This window comes from Umezawaea sp. Da 62-37 (genome assembly GCF_032460545.1).
Classification (GTDB): domain Bacteria; phylum Actinomycetota; class Actinomycetes; order Mycobacteriales; family Pseudonocardiaceae; genus Umezawaea.
The window spans coordinates 7,037,259-7,056,019 of sequence record NZ_CP135965.1 but is presented as its reverse complement, the minus strand read 5'-3'; the positions used below and the strand labels follow the sequence as shown (position 1 = coordinate 7,056,019).

Genomic DNA, 18,761 nt, shown 5'->3' with positions numbered 1-18,761 from the left:
GCAGCGTTCTCCCTGTGCGTCATGGCTACCGACGATAGGAGCCTCTGCCCACACGATGGAGGCAGTCACGACTGTTCACCTGGTCGAGCGGTCCTCGACACCAGCCAGTGGACCTCTCGGCGCGTCGAACAGCCGATCCCCCGACTGAGCAGTGATGGTGGTCCGCGTGATTCTTGAACCGCGTGGCACCGCCCACCACTTCGAAGTACTGGGACGGCTGATGTCCGCTCTGTTCGACACCGGCGCGCCGGGAATCCTCGAAGGTGCCAAGAACTTCCGATTTTGGGAAACCATCTCCGGAGGGTTCTCCCTGAGCTGGGACCGCGGCCCGCACGTCCTGGAGGTGGTGGACGAGCTGCTTGCGGTGGCCTCCGACGACGAACGCACCCAAGTCCTACGCCCCGGCGACGTGATGTTCGTCCATGACGGCCAGGCCGACCCGACCAGCTACACCACCGTCCACATCCAGAATGTGCGGATCCTGCTGCGCCCCCACGACACTATTGGCCACGAGGCAGCGGTCGCAAAGGCGTTCGCTGCGCTGACTACCTAAGAGGACGTCTCACGTGAGCAGTTTCTTGAAGCAGATCAGCGCTGCGGCCAGAGTAAGAAATGCACAGAAGTTGTTGCCGTGCCGTTCGTATCGGGTAGCCAGACGGCGGTAGTCGAACGTCCAGGCGGATGGGTCGCCGCGCAGCCACCTCACGCAACAGATCCCGCACCGTTGCCTTGCCCGACAACGATGGGCTACGGAGCGAACGTGACGCGGCGGCACGGCCACTCACGTCGATCCGTCGGTTGCGGTGCCCGACCTCCAACTTCGACCATGCCCGTGTCTTGATCTTCCTGACAGGCCGTGCGAGAACGCGACTCGGGACTTGACCCAAGGCCGGGTAGTTAAGGATTTCCGTTCTCCTGCAAGGGTGTGGGTGACCACGTTGTTGCGGCGTAGAGACCAGGGCCCATCTTGTGGATGAGCCCGCTGTCGGCCCATCGGGAGAGCTGTCTGTACATGGTGTCGAGGGTGATGTCGCCGAAGTGGATCGCGATGTCGCGGGGTCGCCAGAGACGGGTGGAATCTTCCTGTAGCAGCAACAGAATCCGATGCCTGCGACGCTCGGTGGGGGTGATGTTGCGGTCGTCCCGGGAGGCGGTGGGCAGCGCGGGCTGTGCGTCCGGGGGTTCCAGGACGCCGATGTCGAGTGCGGTGACGGTGCGGCTTTGGTCGGGTCTGCCGTCGTCGCGGCGTTCGCTGTAGCGGGAGATCGGGGATCTGACCTTGCGGGTGCTCACACGTGGGCGGCGTGGCGGAAGGAGCGCGGCCAGTATCTTCCGCGTGATGACCCCGGTTGCTTCGGTGTCGTCGAAGGCGATGCCGGCCGCTTGGATGACTTGGTCGCGGGCGGTGTGCAAGGCGATGGTGAATCCGCAGCGGTCGGGATCGGTGCCGGGCCGGGATTCCGCGGCGTCGACCATGACGGTGCGCAGGAGTTGGTAGAGCGTGAGCAGGGACCACATCTCCTGCTCGAGCCCGGCCCGGTCGCCCGAGCGTAGGACGCGTCCGGCGGTGATCGTGTGCCGCAGGGCGTAGTACGCCGATTCGTGTTCCCACCGTTGGTGGTAGAGGGCGACCAGGGTGGCGGCAGGGTGGCGGCGTGCGTCGGTCAGGGTCGTGACCAGCCGGTAGGTTGCGGTGAAGGTGGTCCCACCGGCCACGGTCACGGTGATCCGCGCGTCGATGATCCGCACCCGGAGGGAGCCGATCGTCGACAGGTAGGAGCCGTCTGCGAGACGGACCAGGACGGGCGTGCGCCGGTTGTTGCGCAGTCGCCCCAGGATCCGCGCGCCGGTGCCGTGCACCTCACTGAGGAAGGCGTTGCTGTCGAAACCCTTGTCCCACAACACCAACATGTCCGGGGTGAGAAGGTGCAGCAGCCGCCTGGCGTAGTCGGTCTCGCCCTCGCGGGTGGGGCCGAACACCGCGCCGATCAGCGCTCTCGTGCCGGTCTCCACGAGTGTCATCAGTTCCACCAGGGGGTAGCCGCCGTTGCCCGGTGAATCGAGCCAGGCCCGGTTGCGGGCGGTGTCGGGGACCTTGATCGAGCTGCAGCCGTCGAAGGAGACCGTGCGGTAGACCCCGAACCGGGCACCGGGGGTTCGAGGTTGGGCCAGCGGCCCGGCCAGCACCTCGAACAAGCGGCGCATCGGGGCGCCGCCGAGTCTTCGACGCAGGTCCCGCAAGGCTTTCGCGGACGGCTCGACCACCGGAAGACCCGCCAGTCCTCCGGTCAGCTTCTGCCAGACCAGTCGGTAGCCGACCTCCGGAAACAGGCACATCGCCAACAGGAAGTAGACACCGACCCGCGAGGGCAGGTCCCGAAGTCGACGCTGCACGTGGCGGGTCTCCTCCAGGACCGCGTCGACGAGCTCGAACGGGACCACTCGCGTCAACTCTCCGAGATGGCCTGGCGCGAAGACACCACCGGCGACCGTGAGAGAACGTGTGAGAACGGTGACGGCGGGCTGGCCGTGCAACGGGACCTCGCTGACTCGGACGGACATCGGCAATCGTCCGATCTACCAGATCCTGTTGGCCCGAGGCCGCACCCGGCTCGTCTTCACCCTCGGCACGAACGGTGTGCTAAACGATCAAACTCACCCTCTTGACCAGGCTCGAATAACCTTAACTACCTGGCCTTGGGTGAAGTCCCGTCGGCCAAGCTCATTGCGGCATGATGATCTGGTGGACGAGCAGATCCCGGACCGCGCCTTCGATGGCGATCAAGCGCACCTGGCCGCGCTGCTGTGGGCCGTCGCCGACATCCACCCCATGCGCCGTGCCCACCCCGACTGGGCCTACAGCTGCATGGAACAACTGTTGCTGCACCGCGGGCACTGGTACTCCCCCGCCCCCTTCCCGGCTCACCGGGAGCGCGGCGACGAACGCCACTGCTACGCCAACGCCACACGACACAGCAGGGCGTATCACCTGATTTACGTCGAGGGCTATGCCCTCGGCCCTCATGGGCTGCTCTACGAACACGCCTGGTGCGCCCGGCCGGACGGCACCATCGAAGACCCCACATGGTCCGACGGCGCCGGCCTCGCCTACGTCGGAATCCCTTTCACCGCAAGCTACATCGCAGAACACGAACAACGACGTGGCACGGCGGTCCGGCTGCTGCTCGATCCCCACCTGAACGATTGGGAACCCCTTCGCTCAGGGTGGCCAGCGATCGCGGAGAGTGCCGCGGCCAACCGATGACCACCACGATGCAACCGGCCTCCCTTCCACCACTCGGGCCACCTCCAGCCCGCCACGTCTCAGGCCGCAGGTTCTCCGGCCGCGTGGAAACGATCATGAGAACCCGTAGTTTTGGCCAAGTCGATCAGTGCCGACAGGGATCAAGGTGGCTGCACCACGACACGGGGAAACCTGATGGATACTCCAACCAGGTGAAGACGGCCCGGATCGGTCAAGTATACGGTTCCGGGTGCCGATAAACCTACTGAGCGTCGGAGCCTCCCCCACAGGCCCGGCGCATTGTCGTTCTACGGCCCGATATTTCGCTTCGTGTAACCAGCTCGCCCGTTCGACTGATACTGACGGTGACGGGACTGGGGGCGTAATGGAAGTACGGACCACGACGACCGACGGCGCGGATGCGGTGTTCGCGTGCTCGTTGCTGGCACTGGCGCTGGCCGCGGCGACCAATGCCGTGGTGGCCGTGATCGACGCGATGGAGTGGGCGTGGTGGGTGGCCGGGGGCTGTGCGTTGATCGCCCTGGCGCTGGCCGGAGCCCGGACAGATCCCGAGGAGCATATGACGCCCGGCGACAGCGGACTTGAACACAAGGCCGATGCAGCGTCGGTGAGGTAGCTCTCACACCTCTGAAACACCGCGTCCCGTGAACGAGTATCGATGGTCACAGACTTGCGCTCATCCCCGGTGCGGGTACTACGTGCGACACGGGGTGCGGCGACCGCACCGGCCGCGACCCACAGATCGGACAGACCAGGAATACGGCGTAGACGCTCTCGATGCATCGCCGAACAACACGGCCGCGCCAACGTGATGATCGGGCGATCAACTGCGCCAACCGCCGTGTGGCCGACCGGTAGGCTCGGCCTGCCCGGTGGCATCCAGCCACACTGCCTGCCACCGGGTTTCCGGTTCCTGGGTAGTCTCACATGGCAAAATGAAGCTCACCGGGCATATACGCATGGCATCACCCGTGCTGAGCGCGCCCGGCTATTCGATCATCGGCTCACTCATTCAACCGTTCTCGGCACGCCCGTTGCCAACGGTGAGGTGGTCGCCACCATGTCGTGTAGCGCCGCGATGGCGGGGTCCAAGCCTGAATAAATGGTCAGCAACTCGTCCAGACTCGTGGTCTGAAGAAGCCGCAGAAAACTCCGGTCGCCGGCCACGACGACGAAAGCGATGTCTCGCTGGTCGGCGTATCCAAGCGCCTCACTGATCAGTGCCAGGCCACTGGAGGCCAGGAACGTCACCTCGTTCAAGTCCAACACCAGTGTCGATGCGGCGGTGTCCAGGCAGGTCAGCAGCGTTCCTCGGATCATCTCGCTGGTGGTCATGTCGATCTCACCGATCACCCGCAGAACCGGCACGCCCTGCACGAGGTCCACCTGCGTCGAGGCCAGCGCCGATGAACGATCACCGCTCATGGATCCGCTCCTGATCTTCCGTGACCGAAGGTGAGCCCTGCGCTTGTCCCGGCGGTCATTTCGACCGGGCACGACCCTAGTCGCTACCGGCCAGTCAGGTCAGGGCCCGGCTTCGCCAGCCTGTCGCTATCTGGCCGCTGACGATGGGCCTCAGCAGGAATCTGCAGGAGGCAGGGGGCTGTCGAACGGTCGGCAAGGAGCTGTTTCACTCGCGTGGTCGGCACTCTTGTTGCCAGGGCGATGTCACGCAACGTTGTCCGTCGTAGTGCAAGGGCAGCCACCGCCTCACTCAAGGCCGTCGCGTAGGCGCTCTCGAGGGAACGCAGCTTCTCCAGTTCCGGCGTCATCGCAGTGATCACGATCTCCGCGGTCACCCCGACGAGGTCGAGTCCCTGTCTGGTGTTCTCGTGTGCTGCTTTCAGCGTCCTTCCGTGCCCGTACACCCCGTGCTCGGGAATACGCACCACCCAGGTCCGCCCACGTCTGGTGGCCAGGCAGCGGATGGTCTCGCTCACGTCGCACTCTCCATGTCGTCGATGACCTGTTGCACGACCATGTCCGGGATGGGAGCAGGCAAGGCCACCTGCCGATCTCCGATCCGGTACAGCGTGTGCGTTCCGTTGTGGCTGATCGCGGCGACGGTAAGCCCCAGGCGGCGAGCGGCTGCGCGGATGCGCAGCAGTGGACCGCTTCCCTCTGCCCCTGCGCGCAGCGCTGCGGTGACCTCTTGGGCCTGTTTCCACTCCTGCACGCTGATCACCGCCTCGTGCGCGATCTCCGGCGACCACACCCACTTCGAGACCGGGTTGAGCCGGGAGTGTCCGTCGCGGCCGGTGCGGGTGGCCTTGCGGTTGTACACCTGGTGACCGGTCAACTTGGGGTTCGCGATCAGACCATCCACCAGGCTGTGTGTCCACCTGTCCTCGATCAGATACCGGTCGGGCTCTGAGGCCAGGATCGTGATGATGTCCGCGGTCTTCAGGTGTTCCTCCCGTCGCAGGCGGCACAGTTCACGCGCTGCGTCGAACCGTCGTGGATCGAGGTGCGGGACGAGCTTGCGCTTGGGGCGAACCGCGCCGAACCGTCCCTTCTCCCGTGTCGGGGCGGTCAAGTCGATCTCCGTGGTGTAGGGGTAGGGCGGGTAACCGTGGTTCCAGCCGTTGATCGCGTGCTGGATCTGCCCACCCGTCGACATCTCCATCAGGGTCGTCTTGTAGACCTCCGCGTCGACCTGGCCGTACCGGCGGGTGCGCAGCCTGCCGGACTCGGTGCCACCGATCGGTTCGTTGGCGTACACCACCTCCACCCCGATCCGTTCCAGTTCGTGCTCCACGGTGAGGCTGGTCAGCATGGCGCGTGCCACACGGTCGGATCGCTCCGCCAAAACGTGTGTGACGCCCAAACCCTCAGCTCGGTCCACCAAGTCTTGGAGTCCACCGTGGCGAGGGATCGGGACAGCGAGCGCGTCGTACATCTCTTGCGAACCAAGGCTTCGTAGTTGCGGCAGAAGCATTCCGCTTTCCACGTCCCAGAAGTACGCGGCGAACTCCTCGTTCGCGTCCAGACGTTCGGCGGCGAGGGCCACTTGACGTGGGAGGGATGAGGCGGGGTTCTGGTTGTCCTTGGTGGAGACCCGACCGACGAAGACCGAGCAGCGGGGACGCATGTCCGCCTGCTGGAAGTTCGGCAGATCGGTGAGGTCGATGGGAGGCCCGAATGGTGAAGGCATGGCATTCCCGTGGGTTGGAAGTTCGGTGGGGCGATCGTCGAGGAGAGTGGGGTGTGGTCAGTCGCACTCGGCTCATCTGTTGCCGCGCAACAAATTTGCGGTGCAGTGAGCGGTCGAATCAGGAGATCTGTTCTCGGGTATGACTATCGGGCTCCGGACGCGGTGAAACTGAGCAGTGCCAGGGACGTTTGATCGGCGCGGTGGATGTCCAATGCGTAGTCTTCGATCCGGACAGGGTGCGTGTCGATATCGACGTTGTCGTCGATCGCGGCAATCAGGTGACGCCGTAGGGTTTCGGTGTCGTCGGGGTCGGGAGTCACCCGCAGTCGGGCCAGTGTGTCGTCGCGGTGCCGGATGACGAGTTCGAGCGGCGCAAGGACGAGGTCGTCGGTCGAGGGCGGGGACTCCGTCCCGGCATGCGCCGCGGCTCGCTCCAGATGGGCCAGGACGTCCTGGCGCAGTCTCAACGCCCGATTCCGGCCGATGCCGAGTTCTTGGATGTCGTCGACGCGAACAGGACGGCCCGTGTCTTCCCGGTACCGCACGGCGCAGTCCACGGCTTGGTCCCAGAGTTTTGGTGTCCACAGTTCGGAAGGGTCGGGACCGCGTTCGGTGAGCATCTCCGCGAGCGCGGTACTGACCATCGACGGCCGGGTTCCCTCTCGGTTCGAGTACTCGAGGTCGGTACCGGTGGACGCGTTCGCCGTTACCGGGCAGGCACCCTGGCCGCCGAAAGAGGTGAGGGAGTGGACGTCGTCGGCCACCGGTTCCGAGCCATGCGAGCCATGCGTCTGCAACCCGGCCGGGTCCGGTTGGGAGGAGTTCCGGCCGAGCATCAGCTGGTAGTCCTGTGCCGCCTCGGTGAGACTGGTCAGTAGTACCACCGGGATCGCGTGCAGGGCGACGCCGAGCGCGTCACCGTCCTGGAAGGATTGGGCGCAGTTGAGCAGCAGCGACATCATCGCGGTGATCCACCGCAGGGCGGTACCCCAGCCGGATCGTCGTCCGCTCTGCTGCAGAAGCTGGTCCCCGATCAACGACACGGCGATGCTGGCATCCACCGCGAGGCCCAGGGCCAGTCCTTGGGCGTAGGAGTTGTGGTGTTGGACCATCAGGTTCGCCGTGGTCGTAGCGGATACCACCATGACGATGACCGCGACGGCCCACACCAGGTAGTTGATCACCAGCGCCTTGCGTCGAATCTGCGCGCCGTCTGCAGTGTCCTGTGGCCGCGCCACGGTTCTTCGGTGTCCTCTCATCGGTACTGATGTGGTGATCTTGGAAGTACCGTCCGTCCGCAGGCCGGTACCGCAGCTCCCTCGTTGGGGAGGTCTGATGGAGCCGTTGCCTCGCCGAAGTGGCAGTGGGTCTGTTGTCGACGGCCGGGGCGGGGCGATGCGGTGGAGAGTTAGATCGGCGCGTCACCGGTACCGGATGGCCGACAACACCGTGTCGACCATCCGCTCCGACAGGTACGCGGCGCCTACCGGGACAACCGACCGTCGCTGATCGCGCAGCGGATGGTCACGGGGGGCGAACTGATGGCATGTCGTCGACGTCCGGGATCCGGTAGGCCCGTGGGTACTGCATATCCCATCTCGGGACCGAGGTTCCCTGTTCTGATCACGCCACAACCTTACTCACCTTAACCACATAGAACACAAGCAAGGCATGGATCTCGGTGTTTTCGCTGGTCGGAAAGCACCCCCTAAGCTGGAGGCTTCACGCCGTCTGTGAGGCGGACCGAGAAAGCGGGGAGTTCGACGTTGGCCAGGAGCGCGCAGGCCAGATACCTCCAGGTAGCTGACGACCTGATGTCCCAGATGGTCAGCGGCACGCTCAAGGTCGGCGACGCACTGCCCTCGACCAGTGCGCTCACCCGGCAGTACCAGGCTTCCGCCACCGTGGTTCGCTCAGCGATCAGGGAACTGAGCTCTGCCGGACTCGTCGAAGGCCAACCCGGCAAGGCGGTCTACGTGATCGCGCTTCCTCACGAACCGGCGACCCGTGACGGACGGGAGTACCCGGAGATCCGGACAGCTCTCACCAAGCTGACCCGCGTGGTGGAAGACCTTGCGGAGCGCGTGGCCCGACTCGAAGCCAAAGACAAGGCCTGAACCGCTTGTTCGGCCGGTACTGGGCAACGCGGTACCAGGTAGAACCGCTGTGATCGACGTGCGACCGCCACTGCGCGCGGTCCTCGCACGATTCGGCACGGCAGGTATCGAGCGGTCCGGAAAGTGCCTGTTTTCAGGGCTCACGTCGATCGCGACCCTGGCCAGTACCGTCTCGGTTCCCGGCGGGGAGTATCGAGTACCGAACTGCACCGCCGACCGATACTACGAACGGACACGGGAACCGGGTTCGACCGGCCTTGCATGCCTGACGCGGTACCGATCCCCGCCCAACGGGAACCGATCACCCTTGGGAGTGCCTGCCCACGACGCGCAACGAGGTGCCGGCAGGTACGGCTGCTTCATCGGACACGACGCCCGGTTAGAGTGTGCGCATTGCGGCTGGACGCGCACGCCGCCCACCGATGCCCGCCCGGCCCGCGCCCGGCACGGCTTACCGGTCAAGGTCTCCTCGGGGCCCGTGTCTCTCGTCCGCACGTGTCGCGGACAGGCGCGGGATGTCCGGGAAAGCACAAGCGATGCCGAAAAAGCAGCCCACTGCCGCCCGCCGAGCGCATGCAGGCGTTGGTCGACTACCAGGTGCCCGAGGACGGGCCCGACCACGGATACGCCCACTTCTACGAGGAGACGGTCATCGAGTGCGTGTTCCTCGCGCTGGTCACGGTCGCCACACGCCCCGGTGTGCGGTTCTTGGCCGCCGCCGCGGCCGAGGTCCTGTTGGACCGCTCCCTGGGGTTCACCACTGACGTGGTGCGCGGGATGGCTCTGGAGGACGTGCTGGACAATCGGGCCGCTCCCGCGGCGTGGGAGGCGCGACGGGCGCTGTGGGCGTTGGCCGCCGCAAGCCGCGTCCCCCACGGTGGGGATCAGCAGTGGCACGAGTGCATGATGTTGCTGGATCGGGCCCTGTGTCAGGCGGGTCTCGCCTCGCGGGTTCCTGACCGGCATCGACGCGGAGCGCGGATCGTGACCGTAGCGCCGAGTGCATGGCGTGCACTGCTCGCGGAGCGCTACCCCGATCGGCCGGAGCTTCATCATCCGCCGCTGGGCACGCTCGCCACCCGGTGTACCGGGTGCGGCCAACTCCGCGCGACCGGGCTTGACCTACACGTCGACCCGTGGCACGGCCACGAGGACGAGACCTGATCACGAACCCCGACGGAGCGGTAGATCGCGGTCTGAGTCCAGACAGTCTGACGACACGGCGTCGACGGTCACCGGAGCTGCCCTCCGTTGGCACGGGTCCTGCCCTCGGTGGCCAAGCGCCGAAGTGGTTGCCTCAGTGTCACAACGAGGTCAGAACGAGCAGGTGTCCTGGTCGATGCCGGTGAGGCCCCAAGGCTCGCCTTCGGTTGGAGCGTCATCTTCGGCTGGTCGTGCCGACGGGGAGAAGGCCAGCCACCGTGCGCCGTCGGGGATGGTCGCGGTGAACGCGCGTGCGTCAGGTCCCGAGTCGGGGACTGATCCGTGTTCGTGCCAGGCCGCTTCCGGGTGCCAGACCATGACTTCCGGCATCGTCACCGGGGCGCCAGCAATCTCGACAGACCTCGAATCACTCGTCATTCCGTGAGGGATGACTCCTTGCGGTGACACCATTTCGGGCATGTCGCGATCCCACTGGACGGCTTTGCCCTGCCAGAGCAGGAAAGCCTGTCGCAGCCGCACCCGTTCCCAGAGATTGAGCGGACGAATGAACGGCCCGACCGGCTGACCGGTGAGCTGTTCCAAGCCGACGAGATCTTCAAGCAGTTCGGCGGTGAACCGCATCTTCTGCAGCGCGTCGACATTCGGTTCCTTCAAGGTGTACCGCAGGTATTCCTCGTTCGGTAGGTGGAAGGCCAGGGTGCCCGCCTGCTCCAGGTTGATCAAGAAGACTGCCACGGCCAAGCGGGTTCGGTGGGCTTCGCCAGCCGCGACCGCGTCTATCGACTGCGGTACAAGGGTCTCGTTCTCGACATGGAACTGGACGCGGACAACGAGGCTGTCGCCGACCAGAACATGCCAGTGCAGAATGTCGTTGTCACGCTCGCTGTGGACCACGGCGGCGTCGTAGGCCGCCAGGGTCGTCCCGTCGGTCGCGGCAAGTTCGACGCGGACCCGCTTGGCGGGGTCGGTGCGCAACTGATCGGCGACGGTGAGCTGTGTCCACGGCCCGTCCGGCTGTCCGAACGGGGCTTCCAGGTCGGGCATGTCCGTGCCCTCGGCGGCGGTGTAGATGACCCCCTCGTAGGTGATCTCGGACGCAGCTACGACGACGTCGGTTGTCCACATCTGCTCGTCGACCACCACCACGCCGTCGTCGTGCAGTTCCTTGACCAACCGCAATGTCTCCACGGTGAGCGCTGCCAGTCGGGAGAAGACGCTTACCGCGGCGGCGTAACGTTCGCGCAGCGAGAAGCCCAGGGCATCCTTTTTCTCCGACTTGGGATCGGCGTGGACCAGGTCGGCGTACATCCACCCGAAGGCCAACTGCGTGTCGGACACCAGGCCGGTTGCGCCGGTGCCATCCAGGTTCACCGACTGCATCGCGTACGCCTGGACCTGCCTCCCCGACACGGTGGCAATCCACCCCGCCCGCAACTCGTCGAGCCTCTCACGCTGCTCAGTGGTCACTTCAGGTGCGGCGGCCAACAATCGCTCAAGCGCCTCGATGACCTTCTCGTAGTAGATCGGCTCACTGGCCAAGGTCAGCGGACGCACGCGCGCGGCCAACGACTCGAAGATCTCTTCATCCGCGGGCAACGAGCGGCTGACGGTTCCGGAGCCGTCGACGGTCAACCTGAATGTCAGCTTCTCCTTCAGCCGTTCGGCGAGGTTCCCGTGATCCTGCACCAGGGAATGGGCCTTCACTCGGCGTGCACGAAGCACAAACCGAGCGACAGTCTGCTCGTCAGTGATCGCCATAAGCGCCATCGTGCCTGCAAAGGTCGGCGTGGACACCTTGTAGGCCGCCCGAGAGCGGGCGGGATCTGACCCGCATGGGGAGCCCGTCCCAGGGAACGCCTCCACCTGGCTTGACCCGACCCTCGCCGAACCCGACGACGTACAGGCGCTGATCAACAGCATGCCGCAACCCCGCTGGAGCCCTACGAGGTCTCCAGCGCGGTCAACAACCCACGCAACAATGGACCCGAACTCGTCGCCCCAGCGCGAATGGACCGCTGATGCTGTTCACGCTTCGGCGACGTCACCCACCCCGCTCGGCGTAGACGAGCGGCTGACGAATTCGGCGTCCCACTGGACCAGCACTTTCACAACGATGTAGTCGATGATCGGCTGAATGGCTTCGGAGGGCACGTCGAGGTCGAGCCGGGTGATCACCATGTCGTAGAGGGCGCGCAGGCACGCTTCGCGTTCCGCCGGCGCTTCGTCGGGCCGACTCCGGGACAGGTGCTTCTTCACCTCCAGCGCCTGCCGCCACAGGCCCAGCACGTCCGCGAAGCTGAGCGTGGTCACCATTGCTTTGCCTATAGTGACCAGCAAGGGCGGCAGCACGCGCCTCGCGTGGTCCTCGCCGTAGTGCGCGAACAATTCCGTCGATGCTCCGACCTGGTTGGCGATCGCCCCCGCCAGCAAACCGACACAAGCATCGGCAAGTCGGACCGGTGCGCGGCGCACCCAAGGGTTGGATGGCCGAATGGTCCGGCGCCGTTCCGTGGTGACGTGTCGAAGCAGTGCCGAACTGGTGGCATGGGTGAAGTACTGCGACGCCGGTCGGTAAGCCAGGTCGTATAGGTGAATCGCCAGCGTGGCGCCGGTCTTGGCGTCGATCTTCGATGTCATGGACCGTACGTCGGGGAGCTTCTCCGGCTCACCGAGCGCATATATGGCCTGTTTGATCAGCTCCTGAGGGAGGATTCCGGTGATCGACAAAAACGTCAGCATCGCCGGCGCCGCTCTGACTTCGGACATGCGCAGCTTGCGGACCGCGTCCGGGTCGCGCAGGCACCACAGGCCCAGAATGCACGTCTCCATGGCAGTACGCGCCACCAGCGCCGCGGACTCCCGCTGGCCTGTGCGCACTGCGCGACGCGTCTGCTGCTGCAGCCACAGCAACCGCAGCAGCGCCAACCGCGCGTAGTCCAATCCGGTCACCGCTGCTTCGTTCTGCGGCCACAGGGCGCGCGACGCCACATCGCGGGCACTACGGCGGACACGGACACGCCGTAGCGGATCGGGATAGGGCAACACACCACGAAGAACAGTCCGAGCGATTGCCAGCATGATCGAGGTCACAGCATGTCAGCTTCGCAGGTTCACCTGCTCGAGACCTCGTGAATTCCTGATCGACCGCCCTGAACGGTTCCGGTCACACCTTCGCGAGCGTCGGGTCCGCCACGAGGGTCCCGTCCATCCACCCGTGTCCGACTCCTGGACAATGTGACCGTGACCACGCGTTCAGGCGGTTCGGAACACCCCGTAGAGCATGGCAACCCCTCAGATGCCACCGTCAAACAGCTCTACGGCACCGCCTTCGCGTGTGCGAAGCCAAAGTGCCGCGCCTGGCTGTACGAACTGGACGCGGATACCGGTCGACGAACTCTCAACAGTCGAGTCGCCCACATTCATGCACGGAGCGAGGGTGGCCCTCGCTGGGACCCGGACATGCCCGAGATGGACAACCGCGGCGTCGACAATCTCCTGCTGCTGTGCGTGCTCCACGCGTGGCAGATCGACCAGGTTCCCGATGACTACCCCGCCGAGATGCTGCGAGGCTGGAAGCGCGCGCAGTTGGCGGACTACGACAGCACCCACCGCAACTGGTCGATCGGAGCCGAGGAGGTCCAGGAGGCCATCGCCCCTCTCGACTTGCACGCGGCCATCGAGAAGATCAACGCAGTCGTGCCGTTCAATCCGCGGATGCGCGGCCGGGTCGGAAACTGGCAACTCGCTGTCCGTCGAGAACACGGCCTGCGCAGTTCCCGGTTGACGCCCCTGGTTCCGGTCGAGCGCAGATCGGCGGTGCTTGGCTGGATGGCCCTGCTCGACGACCCGATCGTCGAGGTACCAACCGGACAGGTCCGCGTCCTGATGGCCCGACTCGGGGCGGGTAAATCCGAACAAGCGTTGCGGTGGTGGAACCAGGGCCTTGAGGACGCGGAGAACGATCCGAACACCGATATTCCCGTGTTCCTCGCCGCCCGGCACATCACCACCAGTCTGGAATCGGCGATCCTCAGCGCACTCGGTGGCGATCCCGCCCGTCACTGCCGCGTCGTCATCGACGATCTGGACAGCGTGACACTTCAGGAGGCGAGCAGGCTACTCACCGAAGCCCGGCAATTCGTTCATGTGTGGCCTGGTGTCAGCGTGCTGGCGACCGCTCGGCCGGGGGTCCCAGTGCCCGACGAGGAACAAATCCTGGTCAAGCCTTGGTCTACCCGGCGCGGTGCCGAACTGGTCGAGGTGGCCCTCGGCGGCGATGTCTCCTGGCATCGATGGAACGCTGAAACGACGGATCTGCTCAGCAGCCCGCTAACAGCCCTCGGGATGGCAGCCCGCATACGAGCCGGCCGAGATATGACGGTGTCCCGTGCGCGCCTGTTGTCCGGCCTCACCGAAGACGTGATCGGTCCGAAGGTGGGCGAGGTCTCGGAAGCCACCTGGAGCAACCTGGCTCGCTTGGCGGTTCGGATACTCGGGCAGTCGGAGCCGGTTACCGCCGCCTCGTTCGGGTCATTACCACAGCTCCGTCTCCTGACAGGCACTGATCTTGTTGTCGAAGACCGCGGCGAGTTGACCTTCGCGTTGCCGGTGTTCGAACAGTACTTCGGATCCGAAGCACTCAAGCGAGGCCTGACCCGCTTGGACACCGTCGCCACCGCCACCACGTTTCCGCGGTGGCGGTACGCAATCGCGTTCGCCGTCTCCACCGCCATCACCAAGGCACAAGAAGCCCTGCTTACCGCGCTTGCGCAACTCAATCCAGGGGCAGCGTTCTGGGTCCTTGATGAGATCGCCGACGCCAACTCAGACCACACGCTGGACGGTCCGTCCCATGAGGCCATCGCTGCGCTGATCGACCGTCGCGATCCGACTGGCGAACTCGCCGCGGAGCCGGATCTGCCTGTCAGAGCGGGACGATGGTTGCGTGGCGCCGAGCAAGCCCTTCTGATTGGGCTCGGACCACTGGCCGAGTCGCTGGCCCGGCACCGTGACGGACGCCTTGTCCAATGGGGTGTGTGGCTGGAGCATGGCTATGTGACGGTCGCACGTGCACGCGACCAACTGCCGCCACCAGAGGTCATCAGACTGGCCGAGGAATGCCCGCCCCTCGGCCAATGGCATCAGTGGACGCAGCAGCGCTTTCCGACCTCTGATCTGGGCCGCTGGCTGGTCGCCCGGTGTGCGCTGCAAAAGCGGCTCGAAGCAACGATCAGCAAGCAAACGCTGCCAGTTCCCCGCACGTCATGGTTGGCGCGTGAACGGTTGCATTCGCTGGCAAAGTTCGTCCGCGGTTACCATGACCGCGCCGCACGTCGCTACCCGATCAACCTCGCCGAACTACGCGGGATCGTCGGCTCGTGGATGGAGACTGTGAACACTTCAGACCACGCGACCTGGCGAGGGACCGGCGGCCAAGTAGATTCCGCCGACATCCGCTGGCTATCGGCACAACTCGCTGTCCAGGACGGTGAAACGCTCCTCCAACCCTGGCCTGACGGTGACCAACCCGGTACAGGTAGGTGGTTCTGGGAGCAGTACTCGCCAGAGTTGACCTTGGCCATGGCAGCCGATGTCGTACGCGAAGCCATTATCGGCTACCGGCAACTCGTCGAAAGCGCCTTTCCCGCGTTCGGCGATGCACTCGGCCTCTATAGCATGCTGCCAGTTCGCGTCGAAGGAATCGTCAGACAGCCTGTCAATGACGAGGGTCCCTATCCGGTCGTGATGCTCCTCAGCCTTAACCCAGACCTCCACGCCCAGCGGTCCGACATTCCGTCGGTCGATCTACAACTAGCACCCGAGGATGGCCAAGCATTCTGGGCATTCGGCAAGGATCGTGAGAGTACCTATCGGACGACTTTCGGCCAAAGCTCTCTGCAGAGCATGGAACTTCCGCTCGACCTTGAACGCCCTGCGACCTATTTGGCATACCAATGGCTGACACAAGACCTCGCAGAAATCGGCTGGCTCAAAAACTATCGCCATCCACGACCGTATTGAGCACACTTGGCGCCGGTCACTCTCAGTTTGAGCATCCCGCTCATACGCGAATCCTCCACTATCCGCCGATCACTGCGAACCCTGACGCTACGGGATGGCGGACGGGACACAGATCGAGATCAGTACGGGAAGCACGCGTGACGGCCGCTGGCCGTGACCTGCCAGCGGCCGAAACTGTCCGGCCCTACAGAGCCCCAACGGGCGCGCTCCTGCCTCTCGGGAGGATCGATGGGATTGGATGGGTCACCTGGGTGTCTCGTGGCGCCGGCGGTCCCGAGCAGCGCGATCATCGCCGTCGCGCAGGCGGCGGCCACCACCACGCCCTGCAACACCACCCCTGGGCGGCTTCCCGCGACCAGCGATGCCTCCACCCGATAACGACCTCTCCAAGCCGCAGCGCAGGACCCCCTACGTGCCAGGTCAGGCACGATCCTGAAGCCCAGGCAAGGGATCTCCACCCTCATGACATGGGCGTGGCATGACGCGTGGCAGAAACTCCTGGAAATCATGGGTCTGTGGCAGCTTCCTGGAGGAGAAGTTGGAACCATAGATGCTGGTAGGAGCCCTATAAGCCACGAACCACCGGCCTTCTAATCCCGAGGTCGCAGGTTCGAATCCTGCCGGGGGCGCTGCAGGTCAGATCGATTCAGAAGGATTCTAAGGTGTCGGTTTTGCGAGGTTTTTTGACCGGTCGTGACATGAGTCGTGGCATACGGACCTATCAGCAATAGGCCAAACAGTCCAGCAGGACCGCTCCGCAACGATTGACAGCGACAAAGGGTGCGCATCAATTTACGCACTGTGCGTAACAGCGTCACGGAGTCAGAGCCGGAGAAGCGGCTGGTAGGAGTGCAATAGCGCTCCTACCAGCCAAAATAACCTTACCTTGCTTCGGCTAGCGCAAAATTCGACATTCGTCAAGGCCAGTTCACCCCCGGTCGCGCACACATCCGCACGAATCGGGGTGCCGACGATGCCCTCTGCCGGGTAACGAACGGTGATGAGCGCAGCTCAGTAGGCAGCGACCTACGGAATAGCGGAGCGACTCTCGGCTCAGTGGTTCTCGGCCGACCGAGGCCAGCACCACTGTCCACTTCAGCCACCCTCGGCATCATCCGCCGACACAGCACACCCCTGTGACCGCAGCGCGCGGAGCAGCGCTTGGACAGTGCCGACTTCCCGCCGCTGCGCGTATCGGCCGCCTACGCCGGAGCCTTGAGCCACCAGCAGGCCCCGCGGCTGAAGCGACCGATGGCTCAATCAGCGTCCAAAGGTCAGTTACACTGAATACGTTCCCCAGCACACCTATTCTGTAAATCTAAGCAGCTCAGGTGGTACGCGATGAAAGAACTAGGCGGATGGATGCCAGCCGGTGCCGCGGCCGAGCAGCTCGGTGTGTCCAGGACTCAAATCCACCGCTTGGTCGACAGCGGCCACCTTGAGGGCGAGCGGCCCGGACGCGAACTGTTCGTCAGCGCCACCTCCGTGCAGCACCGTGCCCAAGTCGTACGGCCCCGCGCAGGTCAACCCTTGTCGCCGCGCATGGCATGGGCGGTTCTGACCTTCGCCTCCGGTCGGTCCCCCAGCTGGATCAGCCCTTCCGAAAAGGTACGGGTCCGCAAGTACGTCAAAGCTCCACTCGCCCAGTGGCCCAGCAGGCTCGCACGTCGAGCCGAGATCCACCGGGCCCGACTGCTCCCCCACATCCTGAAGGGACTCCGCTCCACACCCGAAGTCGCCCGCGGAGGCGCAGACGCCGCCGTGGATCACGGCTCACTCCTGATCGGCTCGGAGGCCAGCGAGTTTTACATCTCGGCAGCCGTGCTGGCCGATCTGAAGGACACCAAGGGCATCCGGTGGAACAGCCCCGAGACCGAAGCCAACGTCATCCTGCGCGTCGTACCACCCACGCTGTCCGCTGCCACCATCGCCGAAGTCCTGGGGCAACCACTCGCTCCCCTTGCCGCCGCCGCTGCCGACCTGCTCGATCGAGGCGACGACCGTTCGGTCTCGGCGGCCTCGGCCTTGCTGAAATCGGTGCGGCTACCGTAACGGCGTGACATCCGCTCGATGGCCAGAGCTGCCCATACTCGGCGAGGTCGCCCTGCCCGCTCTGCCAGGGAATGCCGATCAGGTGCTCTGGCCGGGTCTGTTCGACCTCGCCGACAACCTCCCGACGCACCACGTCGTCATCGGCGGAGTGATGGTCCACCTGCACGGCGCGGTCGCAGGCCGCCACTCCCAACGGCCGACCCGAGACGTCGACGTCCTGCTCGACGTCGGCGTGATGCCCAGTTCGATCAAGGACGCCGTCCGGATCCTGAACGGAATGGGCTACCGCATCGCCCAGAACAGCCCGGACGAGTCATCCCACCGCTACATCGGACCCGCAGGCGAAACGGTCGACGTGCTCGCCCCCGCCGGAGTGAAACCGCCACCAGACCTGACCACCACACCGCCGGGCCAGACGATCGAGGTCTACGCCGGGAAAGGCGCACTCCAGCATCGCGTGCTCATCCGCGCGTCCTACAGTGGCCGTGTCTCCTACATTCCGGTCCCCGACCTCCCCCGCGCGATGCAGTTGAAGGCAGCAGCCTACGCGAGCCAGTGGCGACGATCGCAGGCATCGGCGTTCAACAGCCGCCACCTCACCGACCTGGTGCACCTGGTCACGCTCATCGACGACGTCACCGAGATACTCGCCCACCTCGGCACCGCACCACCCGCAGGACACCTCTCCTTGGCCGAGGTTCTGGACAACACTGCCCACCACGCTTGGGCAGCTGCCGGTACGGCCACAGTGGACGCACAACTGAACTGGGAAGTCCTACGCCAGAAATGACAACGGTCACCGTCGACGTGACGAGATCCCATTGGACCACCCAGAACAATCTTGATCTTGTGTTTACGCTCGGCTAGCAGTGGCCCCTCCCACAGCGTCGACTCGGCTCAAACGACCTGGCGGGTGCAAGAGTGATGCTCTTGATGCTATTCGAACCGCTCGGGAGATCCTCAGCAGCGACCACCTCGCCGAACCGCG

General features: G+C 64.9%; 15 protein-coding genes and 1 pseudogene. 8 read left to right on the top strand and 8 right to left on the bottom strand.

Features of this window, described 5'->3' with window-relative positions; all coding sequences use genetic code 11:
- The first annotated feature begins 166 nt into the window (after positions 1–166).
- Positions 167–553: a hypothetical protein gene (locus RM788_RS32540; protein WP_315922226.1), complete on the top strand. Its 387-nt coding sequence runs from the start codon at positions 167–169 to the stop codon at positions 551–553.
- 9 nt (positions 554–562) lie between these two features.
- On the opposite strand, the pseudogene RM788_RS32535 reads toward RM788_RS32540, so the two are convergent.
- Both RM788_RS32535 and RM788_RS32530 read right to left on the bottom strand, forming a co-directional pair.
- Positions 563–679, bottom strand: a pseudogene (locus RM788_RS32535) (IS5/IS1182 family transposase); the annotation flags it as partial.
- A gap of 218 nt (positions 680–897) precedes the next feature.
- The gene (locus RM788_RS32530; protein WP_315922224.1) at positions 898–2,562 is read right to left on the bottom strand and encodes an IS4 family transposase; all 1,665 of its coding nucleotides are present in this window, start codon (positions 2,560–2,562) and stop codon (positions 898–900) included.
- A gap of 181 nt (positions 2,563–2,743) precedes the next feature.
- Here RM788_RS32530 and RM788_RS32525 point away from each other — a divergent pair, with 181 nt between their 5' ends.
- Both RM788_RS32525 and RM788_RS32520 read left to right on the top strand, forming a co-directional pair.
- Entirely contained in the window at positions 2,744–3,265 is a 522-nt protein-coding gene (locus RM788_RS32525) for a hypothetical protein (RefSeq protein WP_315922222.1), read from the top strand.
- 364 nt (positions 3,266–3,629) lie between these two features.
- Positions 3,630–3,881: a hypothetical protein gene (locus tag RM788_RS32520; RefSeq protein WP_315922220.1), complete on the top strand. Its 252-nt coding sequence runs from the start codon at positions 3,630–3,632 to the stop codon at positions 3,879–3,881.
- Between the two features lie 392 nt (positions 3,882–4,273).
- On the opposite strand, the gene RM788_RS32515 is transcribed toward RM788_RS32520, so the two are convergent.
- From RM788_RS32515 to RM788_RS32500, 4 genes are all read right to left on the bottom strand, one after another.
- Entirely contained in the window at positions 4,274–4,690 is a 417-nt protein-coding gene (locus RM788_RS32515) for an STAS domain-containing protein (RefSeq protein ID WP_315922218.1), read from the bottom strand.
- 83 nt (positions 4,691–4,773) lie between these two features.
- Positions 4,774–5,205: a hypothetical protein gene (locus RM788_RS32510; protein ID WP_315922216.1), complete on the bottom strand. Its 432-nt coding sequence runs from the start codon at positions 5,203–5,205 to the stop codon at positions 4,774–4,776.
- The gene (locus RM788_RS32505) at positions 5,202–6,419 is read right to left on the bottom strand and encodes a recombinase family protein (protein ID WP_315922214.1); all 1,218 of its coding nucleotides are present in this window, start codon (positions 6,417–6,419) and stop codon (positions 5,202–5,204) included. The genes RM788_RS32510 and RM788_RS32505 overlap by 4 nt, the downstream gene beginning before the upstream one ends.
- A gap of 143 nt (positions 6,420–6,562) precedes the next feature.
- Complete coding sequence (locus tag RM788_RS32500) at positions 6,563–7,657, bottom strand: hypothetical protein (RefSeq protein ID WP_315922212.1); 1,095 nt, start codon at positions 7,655–7,657, stop codon at positions 6,563–6,565.
- Positions 7,658–8,152: 495 nt separating this feature from the next.
- On the opposite strand from RM788_RS32500, the gene RM788_RS32495 reads away from it, so the two are divergent.
- A complete protein-coding gene (locus RM788_RS32495; RefSeq protein WP_315922210.1) occupies positions 8,153–8,536 on the top strand; it encodes a winged helix-turn-helix domain-containing protein in 384 nt (127 codons plus the stop codon).
- Positions 8,537–9,109: 573 nt separating this feature from the next.
- On the top strand, positions 9,110–9,700 hold the full coding sequence (locus RM788_RS32490) for a hypothetical protein (protein ID WP_315922208.1): 591 nt from the start codon (positions 9,110–9,112) through the stop codon (positions 9,698–9,700).
- A 150-nt stretch (positions 9,701–9,850) separates the two neighbouring features.
- On the opposite strand, the gene RM788_RS32485 is transcribed toward RM788_RS32490, so the two are convergent.
- Positions 9,851–11,458, bottom strand: coding sequence for a hypothetical protein (locus RM788_RS32485; RefSeq protein WP_315922206.1), 1,608 nt, complete (start codon positions 11,456–11,458; stop codon positions 9,851–9,853).
- A 267-nt stretch (positions 11,459–11,725) separates the two neighbouring features.
- Complete coding sequence (locus tag RM788_RS32480; RefSeq protein WP_315922204.1) at positions 11,726–12,790, bottom strand: hypothetical protein; 1,065 nt, start codon at positions 12,788–12,790, stop codon at positions 11,726–11,728.
- A 150-nt stretch (positions 12,791–12,940) separates the two neighbouring features.
- On the opposite strand from RM788_RS32480, the gene RM788_RS32475 reads away from it, so the two are divergent.
- From RM788_RS32475 to RM788_RS32465, 3 genes are all read left to right on the top strand, one after another.
- Complete coding sequence (locus RM788_RS32475; protein ID WP_315922202.1) at positions 12,941–15,721, top strand: NACHT domain-containing protein; 2,781 nt, start codon at positions 12,941–12,943, stop codon at positions 15,719–15,721.
- Between the two features lie 1,341 nt (positions 15,722–17,062).
- Entirely contained in the window at positions 17,063–17,773 is a 711-nt protein-coding gene (locus RM788_RS32470) for a MerR family transcriptional regulator (protein WP_315922200.1), read from the top strand.
- A 4-nt stretch (positions 17,774–17,777) separates the two neighbouring features.
- Positions 17,778–18,563, top strand: a complete 786-nt coding sequence (locus tag RM788_RS32465) for a hypothetical protein (protein ID WP_315922198.1) — start codon at positions 17,778–17,780, stop codon at positions 18,561–18,563.
- The last annotated feature ends 198 nt before the right edge of the window (positions 18,564–18,761 follow it).